This window comes from Micromonospora sp. 050-3 (assembly GCF_046549335.1).
Lineage (GTDB): Bacteria > Actinomycetota > Actinomycetes > Mycobacteriales > Micromonosporaceae > Micromonospora > Micromonospora trifolii.
Map to the genome: position 1 here is coordinate 3,051,555 of NZ_JAJPVX010000001.1, position 15,982 is coordinate 3,067,536.

Genomic DNA, 15,982 nt, shown 5'->3' on the forward strand with positions numbered 1-15,982 from the left:
TCTGCCCGTGCGGTCCGCGGCCTGGCCTCCCGCCGTGATCTCCCGATAGCCTGGCTGCCGCCGGTCGCACCCGCTCTGGTTTCGGGCCGGGCCGGTGCCCGACGAGGAGGACCGTGGCAGCCGACGACGAGGTCTCCGCGCTCGCGTACACCGCGCGCCGGGTCCGGCGGCATCTGCGCTGGGCGCGTACCGAGGGGATCGGACGGCTGATCGAGGAGGACCGCCTCAACCCGGTCGACCGGATCGGCACGGCCCTGGCGAAGCGACGCTGGCGACGGCGGGCCGGCCGGACGCCCGGCTCGGCGATGCCGGTCTACCTGGTCGGTCTGCAACGCTCCGGCACGAACATGCTGGTCCGGGGCCTGGACGCCGCCGGAGAGGTCGAGGTCCGCAACGAGAACGACAGCACTCTCTTCCACCGCTTCCACCTGCGCCCGGACCCGGTGCTGACCGCCGCCCTCCACCGCAGCCGGCACGCGTACGTCCTGGTCAAGCCGCTCTGCGAGAGCCACCGCGTGGACGAGTTGCTGGCCCTGCCGGGGCAGACGCCCGGGCGGGCGCTGTGGGTCTACCGCGACGTCGACGACCGGGCCCGCTCCGAGGTCGCCAAGTTCGGTGACGCCAACCTGCGGGCCCTGCGGGCGATCGCCGACGGCAGCATCGGCCGACGGTGGCAGGGGCAACGCCTCGACACCGACACCATCGAGCTGATCCGGGCCCACGACCCGCAGCGGTTGGATCCGCACAGCGGCGCGGCGCTGTTCTGGTACGTCCGCAACTCGCTGTTCTTCCAGCTCGGCCTGGACCAGCGGGCCGACGTGCTGCTCTGCCGCTACGACAGCCTGGTCGCGGAGCCCGCCGCGCAGCTCCGACGGCTCTGCGCCTTCCTCGACTTCCCCTACCATCCCCGGCTGCACGCGCACATCGCCCCACGCGCGTCGCACGGCGCGGCGGGCGACCGACGGCTATCGATCGATCCACGCGTCCGGGCCCACTGCGACGAGCTGACCGACCGGCTCGACCGTGCCGCGGCCGACGCCCGATCCGAGACGACGAAGGCGGTCGACAGTGACTGAGACCGAAACCCGCACCGCGCCGATCTTCCTGGTCGGCTGCCAGCGGTCGGGCACCACGATGGTGCGCCTCGTCCTGGACTCGCACTCGCGGATCAGCTGCGGCCCGGAGACCCGGTTCCTGCCGGACCTCCGACGGATCGTCGGCCGGGACTGGGAGCGACTGGCCCGCTTCGGCTTTCCGCGCGAGGACTGGCTGCGCCGGATCCGGGACTTCTTCGGCGGCGTGCACGCCGACTACGCCGCCGCGCGGGGCAAGACCCGGTGGGCCGACAAGACCCCGCTGTACGCCATGTCGCTCGACTTCGTCACCGAGGTCTTCCCGGACGCCCAGATCGTGCACCTCATCCGAGACGGACGCGACGTGGTGGTCTCGCACCGCAAACGGTTCGGCTACTGGTCCGCGGTGAAGTGCGTGGTGAAATGGCCACGCTACATCCGCGCCGCGCGGGCGGTCGGCGCCACCCTGCCGGCGGACCGCTACTACGAGCTGCGGTACGAGCAGGCGGTCAGCGAGCCGGAAAAGGCGATGCGGGGCCTCTTCGAGTTCCTCGGCGAACAGTGGGAGGACGGCATCCTCGACTACGACAGCAAGCAGCACGACGTGGCTCAGAAGTACACCACCGAGGCCGAGCGGCGACGCGCGGCGGTGGGCGACCCCGCGGCCATCTACGGCTCCCGGGTGGGCAGCCACCACCGCGAACTCGACCCGTTCCTCCGCCTGCTGGTCTGGGTCTTCTCCGGTCCGACCCTGCGCGCGCTGGGCTACCGGTGAACCGCCCCGGCCGGCTGCGCGCGGTCGCCACCGCCGTCGCCATCACGCTCCTGCTCACCACCGGCTGCACCGCCGCCGACGACGATCCGCGACCGGCCGCCACCCCCTCCGCGACGGCGGCACCCGGAGCCGGCCCGCCGGCGCACGCCCTCGACCAGGTGAGCAACCCGTTCGGCGCGCACTGGGACTGGTCGCGCTACCAGCAGTTCGGGCCGTACCTGCGCCGGCTCGCCGGTTCGGCGACGTACGAGGAGATCTCCTGGTGCGAGATCGAACGGACCTCGGGGCAGGCCGACTGGGCCGGGCTGGACGAGATCGCCTCACGCAGCCGGGAGTTGGGCATCACCCTGCACCTGAAGATCCGCACCGGCGTGTGCTGGGCGACCGGTGGCACCGCCCGCCACACCCGGGGCGCGGCGAACAAGACCGAGTCGGCGATGCCCACCGACCTCGGCGCGTACCAGCGGTTCGTCCGCTCGGTGGTGCAACGCTACGGCCCGTACGGGGTGCGCGAGTACGCCATCGAGAACGAGGTCAACGCGCCGAGCTACTGGGCCGGCAGCCCCGAGGATTACGCGCGGCTGGTCCGGGCCGCCGCCGAGACGATCCGTGCGACCGACCCGAAGGCGCTGGTGGTCGACTCCGGCATCAGCAGCGTCGCGTACGGCATGGGTGTCGCCGACCGGCTGGTGGGCGACGGTCGGATGCCCGAGGCGATCGCCGCCTACCAGGCGTACTTCCAACGTCGGGTCGGCACCCGGGGGCAGCAGATCCCGGCGGTGACCGGGGAGGCGCAACTGCGCCGGGCGCTCGGCACCGAGACCAACAGCCGCAGCCTGCGTTTCCTCGCGGTGACCGAGTCGCTGCTGACTGACGGCACCGTCGACGTCCGGCAGGTGCACTTCTACGAGCACTTCAGCGGGGTGGCCCCGCTGCTGGACTATCTGCGCGCCACCACACCGCCGGGTATGCCGATCCAGGCGTGGGAGGTCGGGCAGTTCTGGCGCGACGGCGACGGTGACCCGGCCAGCCGGGCGGCGGAGATGGTCAAGACGGTCACCCTGCTGGTAGCCGGCGGAATCGGCGAGATCAGTTGGTTGCCGTTGGCGTACAACCCGAACAACGCGGCCGGCAGCGAGGTCCGCTACGGCCTGCTCGACCCGGACGGCACCGAACGGGACGCCGGCCGGATGATGGCCGCCCTGGCCGACGCGGCCCGGGACACCACAGTCACCCCGCTGCCCGCCTCGGTCGCCGGCAGGCTGAACGGGGTCGCGTTCGTCCGGGGCCTGTCGAGCACGCTGGTGCTCTGGTCGGCGTCGAAGACGCCGGTCACCGTGCCGGCGACACCGGGCGGACGGACCGGGGCTGTGGGTTCCCCGCTGGGCGCGGCCGGCGACGGCACCACAGTGACCGACGTCCCCGTCCTGCTCCGCGCCGACCAGCCGGTGGACCGGATCCTCGCCACCGTCCGCTAGCGGGCCGGCCAGGGTTCGGGCCAGTCGAGCAGGGCGGTCAGGCGGGCGTTGTGCGGCGCAAAGTACGCGCCGAGACGCTCGCGTAGCGCCGGGGTCAGCTGCGAGACACCGTTGTCGACGCGACGGGTGTGCCGGGTGAACGCCTCGGGGGTGAAGGCCGGCAGGCCGAGGAAGCGCAACATGTCGCCGTACGTGCCATCCGGGTCGGTGTCCAGGTCTTCGGTCCGGGCCAGGTGGATCCGCTCCCGCGGGACGTGCGCGAACCACAGGTCCAACTGCTCGGCGTAGCGCCCCCGGGCCGCGTACGAATAGTTACGCAGCGCCCGGTGCGCGGCGGGGCTGTCCGGGCCGCCCCGCGTCGCCCGGGCCAGCCGCTCCTCCTCCGCGTCCAGCGCGTCGGCGAAGGAGAGCGGCTCGGCGCCGTACGAGCGGGTGTGCAGGTAGTGCGAGTACGCCCGCTGCACCGGGTCACGCAGCAGTGCGACGAATCGGGCCTGCGGCACTGTCGCCGCGACCCGGGCCGGCACACTCGGGTGGAACAGGTAGTAGGGGCTCGCCTCGAACGTGCGCTCACCAGGAGCGAGGTGCGGGAAGTGTCCCCGGTACCACCGCACCCCCCGACCATGGTGGACGCTGAAGTACTGCAACTCCTTGCCGGTGGCCGCCCGGACCTGGGGATGCGCGGCGAGATGGTGGTAGAGCGAGGTGGTGCCGCAGCGCTGCCCGCCGATCACCAGGAAGTCGGGCAACGGCCCACTGTCGCCCGGCCTCGCCGCGCGCCCCCACGCCCGCGCCGCGCGTACGCCCCGGCGCAGCCGGTCGGTGACCTGACGCCGCGCGACCCCGGTCACGAGCGCACCCCGCTGCGGCCGGCACCCACACCGGCACCGTCGGCGGAGCCGGCCGGGGCGCGTCGACCACCTCGACGGGTCACCGAGCGCAACACCATCACGTCCTCCCGACTGAGCCCGAGGGCGAGCACCACGGCGAGGTACGCCACCACGATCGCGGCCAGACCGACAGCGAGCTGCGCGGCCCAGCCCTCGACCAGCCCTCGCACACCGAACCCGACGCCCATCGCGACCAGCGCGGCGACCAGGCCCTTGACCATGCCCGCCGTCACCGGCACGGTGTGCACCTGCGCGCGCACCTGCCAGACCCGGGCGACGTTCACCGCCGCCAACGACACCGCCCAGGCCACTGCCGCGCCGAGAATGCCGTACGCCGGAATGAGCCAGAGGTTGAGCAGGACGTTGAGCAGCAGGGCCGCGAGGTTGTCCATCATGTTGACCGAGACCCGGCCGGACATGTTCAGCAGCGTCCCGCAGGGACCGGTCGCCGCGTTGACGAGCTGGCCGAGCGCCAGCACCACAGTCACCGCCGCACCCCCGGCCAGACCCGGCCCGCCGACCAGGCGCAGCAACTGCTCCGGGAGGACCAGCAACGCCACGAAGGCCGGCAGCGACAGCCGGAGCACCCAACCGGTGGCGACCCGGTAGATCCGGCGTACCTCGTCCAGCCGACCCTGGTGGTAGAGGTGCGCCAGGTGCGGACCGAACGAGGCGTTGACCGGCGCCAGCACGAACACCGCGATCGTGACCAGCCGGGTCGCCACGTGGTAGACGCCGATCGCGTCGGGACCGTAGTCGAAGAAGCCGAGCAGCAACGCGTCCACCCAGATCAGCCCTGTGGACGACAGCGAGGAGACCCAGCTGACCGTGGAGAACCGGAACAGCTCGCCCGGCCGGTACGCGGGCCGGGCGGCGGGCACCCGGCGCACCATCCGGGCGAGCGCGACGAGGGCGAGCCCGGCCGCGCTCCAGCTCGCCGCCACCAGCGCCCAGAACGCGCCGGTCAGGCCGGCCCCGAGGGCGAGCGCCAACGCGGTGAGCACCAGCCGGGCGGCCGGCTCGTAGACCTGGCCGATGAGCGCGTAGGCCCGTTGCGTGCGCCACCCCCGGGTGGCCGCGAGCGCGGCCTCACAGACGGTCGCGGCGGGCAGGCACAGCGCCGCCAATCGCAGCCCGGTGGTGAGCTGCGGGTCGTGCAGGGCGTCGGCGAGCCACGGCGCGCCGACCGCCAGGCCGAGGGCGATCACTGTGGACGCCACGGCCGAAATGCCGATCCCGAGCCGGATCGCGCCCCGGAGGGCGGCCGGCTCGTCGTCGGCGAGATGCACCGCCACGAACCGGGTCAGCCCGGCCCGGAAACCGGAGAGCGAGAGCAGGCCCAGCAGCGACAGCACGGCGTAGACCTGGGCGTACCGGCCGAGTTCGCGTACGCCCAGGGCCCGGGCCAGCAACAGCATGACCAGGAAGAGCGCCACCTGGCTGAGCACGGCGCTGCCCAGGTTCAGCACACCGCCGCGGGCCATGCCGCGTACCTGCTGGTCGCCGGCCTCCGGCGCGGCCGGCGGCCGGCCGGTCACCTCGCGCACCCGGCGGCCTGTTCTCCGACGGTCACGGCCGTGCCGCGGTCACGGTCTCCGCCGGCGCCGAGGGGGCCGCGGCGGTCGCCGCCGCCGGCCGGGCGGCGGCGCGACCCCGGGAGAGCAGTTCGAGTACGCCCACCAGCAGCACCCCGAGCAGCAGACCCGCGCCGCCCACCGGCAGGGCGGTGCGCACCAGCTCGGTCATCCGGCTCACCTCGTGCGCCTCGCCGATGCTGGTCACCTGCTTGGGATCGGCGGCCTGGGCCTGCGCCCGCGCCGCCTGCAACCCCTCCCGCGCCTGGGACAGGGCGTTGGTCGCCGCGTCCCGCTGGGCGAGCAGGGCCTGGTAGTCGGGAAGCTTCGGCCCCAGCTCGTCGAGCTTCTTCTGGGCGGCGGTGATCGCGGCGGTCGCCGCGGAGACACCGCGACTGTTGCCGACGGCCTGCATGGAGAGCTGCTGCTGGCGCAGGCTGGTCAGCTCGCCCAGCGTCGCCTGGTAGATCCGGTCCGGCTGGGAGACCTTGTTCGCCTTCTCCCACTCACCGATCGCCTTGGTCGCCGCGGTGACGTCGGCGTTGGCCGCCTCGACCTCGCCGGTGGCGATGCCGACCTGGGAGGAGAAGAGGAAGGCCAGCGCCCGGGTGGTGGTAGCGGTCAGCACCGGCGCGACAGTCGCCCGGTCGCCGGCGGTGTACGTCACCTCCAACTGGCTGCTCGCGCCGACCTGGGTGACGGCGATCCCGTCGCGCAGCCGCTCCGGCGCCACCCCGGTGTCAGCGGCCACGTCGGCGAGGACGCGGGGCGAGGTGACCGCCGCGCCGAACGCCGCGACGAACTGGTTCGCCGCCTGCGTACCGGTGTACTGCGTCCCGGCCGCACCGCCGCCCACCAGGGCCGGCGCCGCCACGTACGCGGTCCCGCTGAACTGCTGTGGCGCGAACAGGACGATGGCGGCCGCGGCGCCGGTGGCGAGCACCGGCACCCCCACGAGTACCCAGAGGCGCCGCCGGGCGACCCGCAGGTAGTCGACGATCTCCACTTTCTCCCCAATGCTGTCGTTCAGTCAAACCGGGACGGACGTGCCTCGTGGCTGCTCGCCGGTCAGGTTCGGAGCCGGCTGGCGGGCGATCACACTGGCCGCCGCGGCGAACGCGACGAAGTACCAGAGAGTGACCACGTTGGAAATGACGTTGGAGGCGGCGCTGACCGCCACGAACGCGGCGGCGCAGCCGGTGAACCCGACCGCGACGCCACGCTCGAAGCTGCCCGGCGGCGCGCGCCGCAGCGCGGTCCGGGCGGTGTACAGAAAGGCGAACAGCATCAGCAGGTACGCCCCGAGACCGAGCAGTCCGGTCTCCACGTACGCCCGCAGGAAGTCGTTGTGCGGCTTCTTCGCCTCGTCGGTCTCGCGCTGGGTCATGTTCGGCCCGATGCCGGTCACCGGGTTCCGGTCGGCGAGCGTGACGATCTCGGTCCAGTAGCCGATCCGCCACGCCAGGGTGTTTCCGGTCGGGTCTCCGCCGACCGCGCGCGACGTGCCGAGTTGGGCGAAGCGTTCGCCGACGGCGGGCACCAGGGCCACCCCGGCGACCGCCACCACGCAGAGGGTGACCAGCATCCGCTTGCTGCGATGCAGCGCGGCGACCACCACCAGACCGATCGCCGCGCCGAGCAGGGCGCTGCGGGTGTTGGTGAGCAGCAGGAACAGCAGCGAGAGCGCGAGCAGCACCGCGAGTGACGCCCGCAGTCGACGATCCAGGAAGCGGTACACCGCGAACCCGAAGATCACCATGAACATCAGGTAGCGGCCGAACGTTGTCGACTGGCTGAACGTGCCGCTGATCCGGGTGAAGTCGCCCTTCACCTCGGCCGGCGGGTTGCCGAGCAGCGACAGCACGACGGTGTAGCCCAGTGCCAGCACCAGCGAGGCGTAGCAGGCGAGCAGGACCCGACGGATCGACGCGGTGTCCGGCATGAGCTGTTCCAGCACCACGAACATCACCACCACGGTGAGGATCCGCAACGCCTCCAAGAGGCTGTTCGCCGGTCGGCTGGCACCGAGGGCGCTGACCACGCTGCTGGCGCCGACGAGCAGCATGGCCCAGCTGAGCGGGGAGCCGCGCAGCCGCCCGTGTCGGCTGAGCTGTGCGGCCAGCCAGAGCCCGGCGGCGAGGAGGAACAGCACCGCGAGCACCGTGGAGGGGTCCACCGCCCGGGCCGCCCCGGCGGAGTCGGCCTGGCCGGCGCTCGGGCCGGTCAGTTTGAACAGGTCGACGCAGGAACGAACCGCGAGCATCAGCAGCACGTACCCGGCGAACCGGGTCAGCGCGAGGACGGCAACCGCGATGCCCGCAACCGCAGCGAGCGGCAGCACCATGCCCCTACGGTCACCGGCCGCCATCGAGACACCCGCGACCACCGCCACCACCGCGGCGGCCAGCGCCGCGCCGCCGGTGAGCAGGCGGGTCGGGTCGAGCCGCTTGGTCATGAGCGGGGTGACCTGCTGCGTGTGTTGTTCCACTGATCCCACTGAACTGAATCGGCGCTGCTCGGCCGCTGCCGGGCGCGGCCCACCGATGTCCTCCCGGCACAAGATCGGTTCAATCTAGTCCTGTCGCACCGACGGCAGAAGGGGCCGTTGCACCGACTGCGCCGTCCTCCGGGGGGCTGATCCGACACTCTCGCGGGGACCGTCCGGTCAGACGGCGGCCCCGGTGGGTCGTGCCCTGGCCCGTCGGCCGGGTTCCGGAGCCAGCCGGAGATAGAGCTGCTCCAACTCGCGGGCGGCGGTGTCCCAGCTGTACCGGCCGGTGATCCGTTCGCCCAGCGCCACGGCACCGGCCCGTTCAGCCGGCAGGTCGGCGAGCAGCGACGTCAGCACCCGGACCAGGTCGTCCTCGTCGCCGTCGCGGAACAACCGCCCGCCGGCGGCGTCGGACCTGAGCACCTCGACGTGCGGCGCGATGTCGCTGGCGACCACCGGCAGCCCGTACGCGGCCGCCTCCAGCAACGTCAACGGCAGTCCCTCCAACCGGGACGGTTGAACGAAGCCGGCCGCACCGGTGTACAGCTCGGCGAGCAGGTCACCGTAGGCGAACCCGGTGAAGACGATCCGGTCGTCCGCCCCGGCTTCCCGGCGCAGCCGGTCCACGAAGTCGTCGGTGAACGACGACCCACCGACGATCGCCAGGCGCATCGGGGTCTCGGTGCGGCGGAAGGCCCGGATCAGCAGGTCGGCCGCCTTCTCCGGAACCAGCCGACCGACCAGCAGCAGGTAGCCGCCGGAGGTCAGCCCGAACCGGTCCTGGATTTGACGGTTCCGCGCCGGTCGGGCCGGGTTCACGCCGTTCGGGATGTAGGTCGTCGGGCGGCCGAACCGGGCGCCGTAGTGGGCGGCGAGCCCCTGGGAGACCGCCACCCGCTGGTGCGGGACGTACCCGCTGAACCAGTGGGCGCTGCCCAGCACCGCCCGCGCGGCGAGGCCCCACTTGCCCCGCTGGTTGTCCAGCCCGTGCACGGTCAGCACCACGCGGGCCCGGGACAGGGCACGCGGGAGCGGGGCGACCAGGGCCGGCCCGAGCCCGTGGTAGTGCACGATGTCGGGCCGGGCGGTCATCGCCGCCATGGTCGAGGTCGCCGCGTGCACGATGGCGTCGAGGTGCTTGCTCGCGATCGTATGGGTCTGGCGCAGCCGTACGCCCCGGTAGCCGTCGGCGGGTGTCTCGCCGTAGCTCCGGCGGCAGTAGACGGTGACCTCGTGGCCGTAGCTGGCGAGCCGGCTGGCCATCTCCTCCACGTGCCGTTCGATCCCGCCGTAGGTCGCCGGCATCCCCTTCTGGCCGATCATCGCGATCCGCAGCGGACGCCAGGCGGTGCGGGTGTCGTCGACGCCCGCTCGGGGCTGCCGGGCGGGGACCACCCGCTGCCGGGGTATCGCGGGGCTTGCGGCGTGCTGGTCCACGTCCTCGGCCTGCAGGTCGGGATGGGCCACGTTGACTCCCTGCGTGACTAGGTCCGCGCCCGCCGCCCGGGCAGGATCAACACCTTGCCATGGATGGGCCCGTCCGCCAGCTGATCAATGAGACAGAAAAATCATCCATGGGATTCGTCGCTAAGGGAATGGCACCGAGGTGACATCGAGGTGGACGGCGCTGGTGCCGCGTCGAACGGCACGCAAAGGGCGACGAGCCCCGGCCGATCCTTGGCGGATCGGCCGGGGCTCGTCGGTGGTACCTGTCAGGCGAGATCGAACCGGTCGAGCTCCATGACCTTGGTCCAGGCGGCCACGAAGTCGGCCACGAACTTGTCGCGGGCGTCCTGGCTGGCGTAGACCTCGGCGAGGGCGCGCAGCTGCGAGTTGGACCCGAAGATGAGGTCGACCGCGCTGGCGGTCCACTTCACCTCATCGGTGGCCAGGTCGCGGATCTCGTACACGTGCTCGTCGGACTTCGACGCGCTCCACCGGGTGCCCGGGGAGAGCAGGTTGGCGAAGAAGTCGTTGGTGAGCACGCCCGGCCGGTCGGTGAGCACACCGTGCTGGCTGCCGCCGACGTTGGCGCCGAGGGAGCGCAGGCCGCCGATGAGGACGGTCATCTCGGGCGCGGTCAGGGTGAGCATGTAGGCACGGTCGATGAGCAGCACCTCCGGCTGGGTCTTCTCGCCGGGGCGCAGGTAGTTGCGGAAACCGTCAGCGCGCGGCTCCATGACCCGGAAGGAATCGGTGTCGGTCTGCTCCTGGGTCGCGTCGGTGCGGCCCGGCCGGAACGGCACTGTCACCTCGACGCCGGCGTCCCGCGCCGCCTTCTCGACGGCGGCCGAACCGGCCAGCACGATCAGGTCGGCGAGCGAGATGCTCGCCCCGCCGGCCGAGTTGAACTCCTGCTGAATGCCCTCAAGGGTGGTGAGGACGGCGGCCAGCTGCTCGGGCTGGTTGACCTCCCAGCTGCGCTGCGGCTCGAGGCGAATGCGCGCCCCGTTGGCGCCGCCGCGCTTGTCGGTGTGCCGGAAGCTCGCGGCAGAGGCCCAGGCGGTGGAGACCAGCTGGTCGATCGTGAGACCGGACTCCAGGACCTTCGCCTTGAGCGCGGTGACGTCGGCGTCGCCCACCAGCTCGTGGTCGACGGCCGGCACCGGGTCCTGCCAGAGCTGCGGCTCGGCCACCCACGGCCCGAGGAAGCGCTCGATCGGGCCCATGTCGCGGTGCAGCAGCTTGTACCACGCCTTGGCGAAGGCCAGCGCGAACTGGTCGGGGTTCTCCAGGAAGCGGCGGGAGATCTTCTCGTACGCCGGGTCGACGCGCAGCGACAGGTCGGTCGTGAGCATCGTCGGCCGGTGCTTCTTCGCCGCGTCGAAGGGGTCCGGGATGATCGCCTCGGCGTCCTTGGCCACCCACTGCTTCGCGCCACCGGGGCTGGTGGTGAGCTCCCACTCGTAGCCGAACAGGATCTCGAAGAAGCGGTTGCTCCACTGCGTCGGCACGTCGGTCCACGTCACCTCGAGACCACTGGTGATCGTGTCGGCGCCCTTGCCGCTGCCGTGGGTGCTCAGCCAACCCAGGCCCTGCGCCTCCAGCGGAGCGCCCTCGGGCTCCGGGCCCACGTGGTTGTCGGCGACACCGGCACCGTGGGTCTTACCGAAGGTGTGACCACCGGCGATGAGGGCGACGGTCTCCTCGTCGTTCATCGCCATCCGGCCGAAGGTCTCGCGGATGAAGTGCGCCGCCGCGGCCGGGTCCGCGTTACCGCGCGGGCCCTCCGGGTTGACGTAGATGAGCCCCATCTCGGTCGAGCCGACGCCGGCCGCCATCTCCTTCTCGGAGGCGTAGCGCTCGTCGCCCAGCCAGGTGTCCTCCGGACCCCAGAAGATCTCCTCGGGCTCCCAGACGTCCTCGCGACCGAAGCCGAAGCCGAAGGTCTTGAAGCCCATCGACTCCAGGGAGACGTTGCCGGCGAGCACGAGCAGGTCGGCCCAGGAGATCTGCTGGCCGTACTTCTGCTTGACCGGCCAGAGCAGCCGGCGGGCCTTGTCCAGGTTGGCGTTGTCCGGCCAGCTGTTGAGCGGGGCGAACCGCTGCCCACCGTCGCCGGCGCCGCCGCGACCGTCCTCGATGCGGTACGTGCCGGCGGCGTGCCAGCTCATCCGGATCATCAAGCCGCCGTAGTGGCCGAAGTCGGCCGGCCACCAGTCCTGCGAGGTGGTGAGAACCTCGACGATGTCGCGCTTGAGGGCCTCGACGTCGAGCTTCGCGAACTCCCTGGCGTAGCTGAAGTTCTCGCCCAGCGGGTTGCCCTTGGACGAGTGGGCGTGCAGCACCGAGAGGTCGAGCTGGTTGGGCCACCAGTCCCGGTTGGTGCGCGGACGACCGCCGGTCTTCGGGGTCGGCGAGTCGATCGCCGGGTTCTCACTCTCGCTGCCGTGCGCGGTCACCGAGTCGTGCGCGACCGGGCAGCCAGCCGCTGCCTTCTGGTCCACGCCCTGCGCACTGACGGGGCCGTTGTCCTGGGTGTCGCTCATGTACTTCCTTCCGAGCTTGCGGATCTCTGGGGAGTGCGTTCGGTCGCGCAGTCGGGGCAGGTGCCCCAGTAGACGACCTCCGCCTCGTCGACCACGAAACCGTGGTCGCCCGAGGCGGTGAGACAGGGGGCGTGACCGACGGCGCAGTCGACGTCGGCGATGGCGCCGCAGGAGCGGCACACGACATGGTGGTGGTTGTCCGCGACCCGGGACTCGTAGCGGGCGGTCGCACCGGCCGGCTGGATGCGCCGCACCAGGCCGGCGTCGGTGAGCACGCGCAGCACGTCGTACACCGCCTGGTGGGAGACAGTGGGTTGCTCCGCGCGGACCAGCGCGATCACCGCGTCGGTGCCGACGTGCGGGTGGTCGCGCAGCGCCGCGAGCACCGCCAATCGGGGCCGGGTCACGCGCAACGAGACGGCCCGCAGCTGCGCCTCGAAGTCGGACATCACGGGTACGAACACTAGCTCACTATTTTGGAACGAATCAAGTTTTGCGCCGCCCGAGGTACCCCAACGACGGACGATTCACCCGAGGTTAACCTGCGGGAGGAAAAAAACCGGACAGCGATGTCGAGAACTGCCGACCGGCTCCGTCCCCGCAGTGAACGCGATCACGATGGGTCGCAGCCAGCACCAAGGAGCATCACGATGGCCAAGTACCTGCTGCTCAAGCACTACCGGGGCGCCCCGGCCGCGGTGAACGACGTGCCGATGGACCAGTGGACGCCGGCGGAGATCTCGGCCCACATGCAGTACATGCGCGACTTCGCGGCCCGACTCGAGGGCACCGGTGAGTTCGCCGACGCTCAGGCCCTCGCCCCGGAGGGCACGTTCGTCCGGTACGACGGCGAGGGCCGCCCGCCGGTCACCGACGGCCCGTTCGCCGAGACCAAGGATCTCATCGCCGGCTGGATGGTGATCGACGTCGACAGCCACGACCGGGCCGTCGAGCTGGCCGGGGAGCTGTCGGCCGCTCCCGGGGCAGGCGGGAAGCCGATTCACGAGTGGCTGGAGCTGCGCCCGTTCCTGAGCGAGCCCCCCACCATCACGGAGTGACGACTCCGATGGACGAGACGCTGCTGCGCAGCCTCACGCCGAGCGTCCTCGGGATCCTCGTCCGCCGCGGAATCGACTTCGCGGCGGCCGAGGACGCCGTGCAGGACGCCCTGGTCGAGGCGGTCCGGGTCTGGCCGGCCGACCCGCCACGCGATCCGTTGGGCTGGTTGACCACTGTGGCGTGGCGACGGTTCCTCGACGCGGCCCGAGCCGACACCGCTCGCCGTCGGCGCGAGGATCTCGTCGAGGAGGAGCCGGCGCCAGGGCCGGCCCCCACCGTGGACGACACGCTCCAGCTCTACTTCCTGTGCGCCCACCCGTCGCTGACGCCGTCGTCCGCTGTCGCCCTCACGCTGCGCGCCGTCGGCGGGTTGACCACCCGACAGATCGCCCACGCCTACCTGGTGCCCGAGGCGACAATGGCGCAGCGCATCAGCCGGGCCAAGCGCACCGTCTCCGGGCTGCGGTTCGACCGACCCGGTGACGTCGCCACCGTGCTGCGCGTCCTCTACCTGGTCTTCAACGAGGGCTACTCCGGTGACGTGGACCTCGCCGCCGAGGCCATCCGGCTCACCCGGCAGCTCGCGGCCGCGATCGACCACCCCGAGGTGGCGGGGCTGCTCGCCCTCATGCTGTTGCACCACGCGCGGCGTGCCGCCCGGACCGCGCCCGACGGCAGCCTGGTGCCGCTCGCCGAGCAGGACCGCAGCCGCTGGGACACCCGGTCGATCGCCGAGGGCGTCGAGATCCTCCAGGCGGCCCTGGCCCGCGACCAACTGGGCGATTTCCAGGCCCAGGCCGCCATCGCGGCGCTGCACGCGGACGCACCGACCGCCGCCGAGACCGACTGGGTGCAGATCGTGGAGTGGTACGACGAACTCGCGCGCCTGACCGGGAACCCGGTCGTGCGACTCAACCGCGCGGTGGCGGTCGGCGAGGCCGACGGCCCCCGGGCCGGTCTGACGGCGCTCGCGGCGGTGGACGGGTCACTGCCCCGCTACACAGCGGTGGCGGCGTACCTGCACGAGCGCGACGGCGATCTGGCAACGGCGGCGCGGCTGTACGCCGAAGCTGCCCAGCAGGCCCCCAACCTCGCCGAACGCAACCACCTGACCCGCCAGGCCGCCCGGCTCAACGCCCTGCGGCGCCGCTGACCGATCGGGCAACGGGAGGCGCTGCCGGTGCCGCTGACCACGGCCGGGGCGCCTGGTCCGGAAACTCTCCGGAACTTTCGGCGGCCCCTACCCCGGTCGGCGTTCGGCTGTTGCGACGCTTCGGTGACCGCCCTGAACTCTGATCGACTACTGACCTGGATGGATACCGCTTCAGCGACGGCAGCGGTGTTGCCACGCTGTTTCCGAAAATTGTTGACAAGGAGACGGCTGGGTTAATACGGTCGCCATCGACGGCGCTCGATTGTCGTCAGCACCAGCCACCACGACCCACTTCTCCGGTCGTCGTGCAGGACGACCGTCCCACCACCACCGAGCGGTACGACGCCGTGGCCGTTACCCGACCACCGGCAGCCTGCCGAGGCGTACCGCGCCGCTGGCCCCCGCCAGCCGTCAGAGGAGGCAACAGTTCCATGACCGACACCAGCCACACCAAACCGAGAGGCCGCGGCCGCATGCGGCTGCTCCTGGGCGCCGCATGCGCCGCCGTCGTGGCCGTCGCCGGCACGATGACGGCCACCAACGCGTACGCCGAGGCCGACCGGACCCTCACGTCGAGCCTCACCGGCACACACAACGGGTACTACTTCTCGTTCTGGAAGGACAGCGGCAACGCCAGCATGACGCTGCGCGCCGACGGCCGATACACCAGCAGTTGGGACCGGAGCACCAACAACTGGGTCGGCGGCAAGGGTTGGGCCACCGGCAACCGCCGGACGGTCAGTTACTCGGGCAGCTACAACCCGGGCAACAACAACACCTACCTGGCCCTGTACGGATGGACGCGCAGCCCACTCATCGAGTACTACGTGGTGGAGAACTTCGGCAGCTACAACCCGAGCAGCGGCGCCACCCGGATGGGCACTGTCACCACTGACGGCGGCACCTACGACATCCTCCGCAGCCAGCGGGTCAACGCCCCGTCGATCGACGGCAACCAGACGTTCTACCAGTTCTGGAGCGTCCGCCAGCAGAAGCGCTCGAGTGGCACCATCACCACCGCCAACCACTTCGACGCCTGGGCCCGGGCCGGCCTGAACCTCGGCACCAACCACAGCTACCAGGTCATGGCCACCGAGGGCTACCAGAGCAGCGGAAGCTCCGACATCACCGTCCGGGAGGGCAGCGGCGGCGGCAACCCGACCACCCCGCCCACCACCGGCAACCCGGGCACCGGAAACTGCAGCGCGACGCTCTCCGCCGGCCAGCAGTGGGGTGACCGGTTCAACCTCAATGTCGCTGTCAGCGGCACCAACAACTGGGTCGTCAGCCTCGGCCTCGGTGGCGGCCAGAGCATTCAGAACAGCTGGAACGCCGCCGTCAACGGCAACAGCGGCACCGTCACCGCCACGCCGAACGGCAACGGCAACAACTTCGGCGTAACGATCATGGCCAACGGCAACTGGAACTGGCCGACGGTCACCTGCCGTACCAGTTGACCCCGATCGGTTCCTGACATCGCACCACTGGCGTGGCGGCCTC

13 protein-coding genes are annotated in these 15,982 nt (G+C 71.7%); 6 read left to right on the forward strand and 7 right to left on the reverse strand.

Translation table 11 applies throughout. From position 1 onward, the window contains the following. Window positions 1–113: 113 nt before the first annotated feature. The 3 genes from ACLJOK_RS13980 to ACLJOK_RS13990 are packed head-to-tail and all read left to right on the forward strand — an operon-like array spanning window position 114 to window position 3,326. Window positions 114–1,076: a hypothetical protein gene (locus tag ACLJOK_RS13980; protein WP_410818888.1), complete on the forward strand. Its 963-nt coding sequence runs from the start codon at window positions 114–116 to the stop codon at window positions 1,074–1,076. After that, the gene (locus ACLJOK_RS13985) at window positions 1,069–1,848 is read left to right on the forward strand and encodes a sulfotransferase family protein (protein ID WP_410818890.1); all 780 of its coding nucleotides are present in this window, start codon (window positions 1,069–1,071) and stop codon (window positions 1,846–1,848) included. Before ACLJOK_RS13980 ends, ACLJOK_RS13985 begins: the two co-directional genes overlap by 8 nt. Then, window positions 1,845–3,326 (forward strand): hypothetical protein, encoded by a 1,482-nt coding sequence (locus tag ACLJOK_RS13990; RefSeq protein WP_410818891.1) that lies wholly within the window; start codon window positions 1,845–1,847, stop codon window positions 3,324–3,326. Before ACLJOK_RS13985 ends, ACLJOK_RS13990 begins: the two co-directional genes overlap by 4 nt. Here ACLJOK_RS13990 and ACLJOK_RS13995 read toward each other — a convergent pair. The 7 genes from ACLJOK_RS13995 to ACLJOK_RS14025 form a co-directional block, all read right to left on the reverse strand. After that, window positions 3,323–4,177, reverse strand: a complete 855-nt coding sequence (locus ACLJOK_RS13995) for a sulfotransferase (RefSeq protein ID WP_410818893.1) — start codon at window positions 4,175–4,177, stop codon at window positions 3,323–3,325. The two genes, ACLJOK_RS13990 and ACLJOK_RS13995, sit on opposite strands and share 4 nt — an antisense overlap. Beyond that, window positions 4,174–5,754 carry an oligosaccharide flippase family protein gene (locus ACLJOK_RS14000; RefSeq protein WP_410818895.1) on the reverse strand — a complete coding sequence of 527 codons (1,581 nt, stop codon included), beginning with the start codon at window positions 5,752–5,754 and terminating at the stop codon, window positions 4,174–4,176. Before ACLJOK_RS14000 ends, ACLJOK_RS13995 begins: the two co-directional genes overlap by 4 nt. Window positions 5,755–5,785: 31 nt before the next feature. Continuing rightward, window positions 5,786–6,796: a Wzz/FepE/Etk N-terminal domain-containing protein gene (locus ACLJOK_RS14005; RefSeq protein WP_410818897.1), complete on the reverse strand. Its 1,011-nt coding sequence runs from the start codon at window positions 6,794–6,796 to the stop codon at window positions 5,786–5,788. A 24-nt stretch (window positions 6,797–6,820) separates the two neighbouring features. Next, entirely contained in the window at window positions 6,821–8,278 is a 1,458-nt protein-coding gene (locus ACLJOK_RS14010) for an O-antigen ligase family protein (RefSeq protein ID WP_410818898.1), read from the reverse strand. Between the two features lie 177 nt (window positions 8,279–8,455). Then, window positions 8,456–9,748 (reverse strand): glycosyltransferase family 4 protein, encoded by a 1,293-nt coding sequence (locus ACLJOK_RS14015; protein WP_410818900.1) that lies wholly within the window; start codon window positions 9,746–9,748, stop codon window positions 8,456–8,458. 245 nt (window positions 9,749–9,993) lie between these two features. Continuing rightward, complete coding sequence (gene katG / locus ACLJOK_RS14020) at window positions 9,994–12,270, reverse strand: catalase/peroxidase HPI (protein WP_410818902.1); 2,277 nt, start codon at window positions 12,268–12,270, stop codon at window positions 9,994–9,996. After that, window positions 12,267–12,722 (reverse strand): Fur family transcriptional regulator, encoded by a 456-nt coding sequence (locus ACLJOK_RS14025; protein WP_410819361.1) that lies wholly within the window; start codon window positions 12,720–12,722, stop codon window positions 12,267–12,269. The genes katG and ACLJOK_RS14025 overlap by 4 nt, the downstream gene beginning before the upstream one ends. A gap of 198 nt (window positions 12,723–12,920) precedes the next feature. Here ACLJOK_RS14025 and ACLJOK_RS14030 point away from each other — a divergent pair, with 198 nt between their 5' ends. The 3 genes from ACLJOK_RS14030 to ACLJOK_RS14040 all read left to right on the forward strand — a co-directional run bounded on the left by ACLJOK_RS14030 (window position 12,921) and on the right by ACLJOK_RS14040 (window position 15,939). Then, window positions 12,921–13,328 carry a YciI family protein gene (locus ACLJOK_RS14030; RefSeq protein WP_410818903.1) on the forward strand — a complete coding sequence of 136 codons (408 nt, stop codon included), beginning with the start codon at window positions 12,921–12,923 and terminating at the stop codon, window positions 13,326–13,328. Between the two features lie 8 nt (window positions 13,329–13,336). Continuing rightward, a complete protein-coding gene (locus ACLJOK_RS14035; protein WP_410819363.1) occupies window positions 13,337–14,482 on the forward strand; it encodes an RNA polymerase sigma factor in 1,146 nt (381 codons plus the stop codon). Window positions 14,483–14,913: 431 nt separating this feature from the next. After that, a complete protein-coding gene (locus tag ACLJOK_RS14040; protein WP_410818905.1) occupies window positions 14,914–15,939 on the forward strand; it encodes a glycoside hydrolase family 11 protein in 1,026 nt (341 codons plus the stop codon). Window positions 15,940–15,982 lie beyond the last annotated feature (43 nt).

Coding starts and splice junctions, on each gene's coding strand:
- katG (WP_410818902.1), bottom strand. CDS start 12,270: ATGAGCGACACCCAGGACAACGGCCCCGTCAGTGCGCAGGGCGTGGAC.
- ACLJOK_RS14030 (WP_410818903.1), top strand. CDS start 12,921: ATGGCCAAGTACCTGCTGCTCAAGCACTACCGGGGCGCCCCGGCCGCG.
- ACLJOK_RS14035 (WP_410819363.1), top strand. CDS start 13,337: ATGGACGAGACGCTGCTGCGCAGCCTCACGCCGAGCGTCCTCGGGATC.
- ACLJOK_RS14040 (WP_410818905.1), top strand. CDS start 14,914: ATGACCGACACCAGCCACACCAAACCGAGAGGCCGCGGCCGCATGCGG.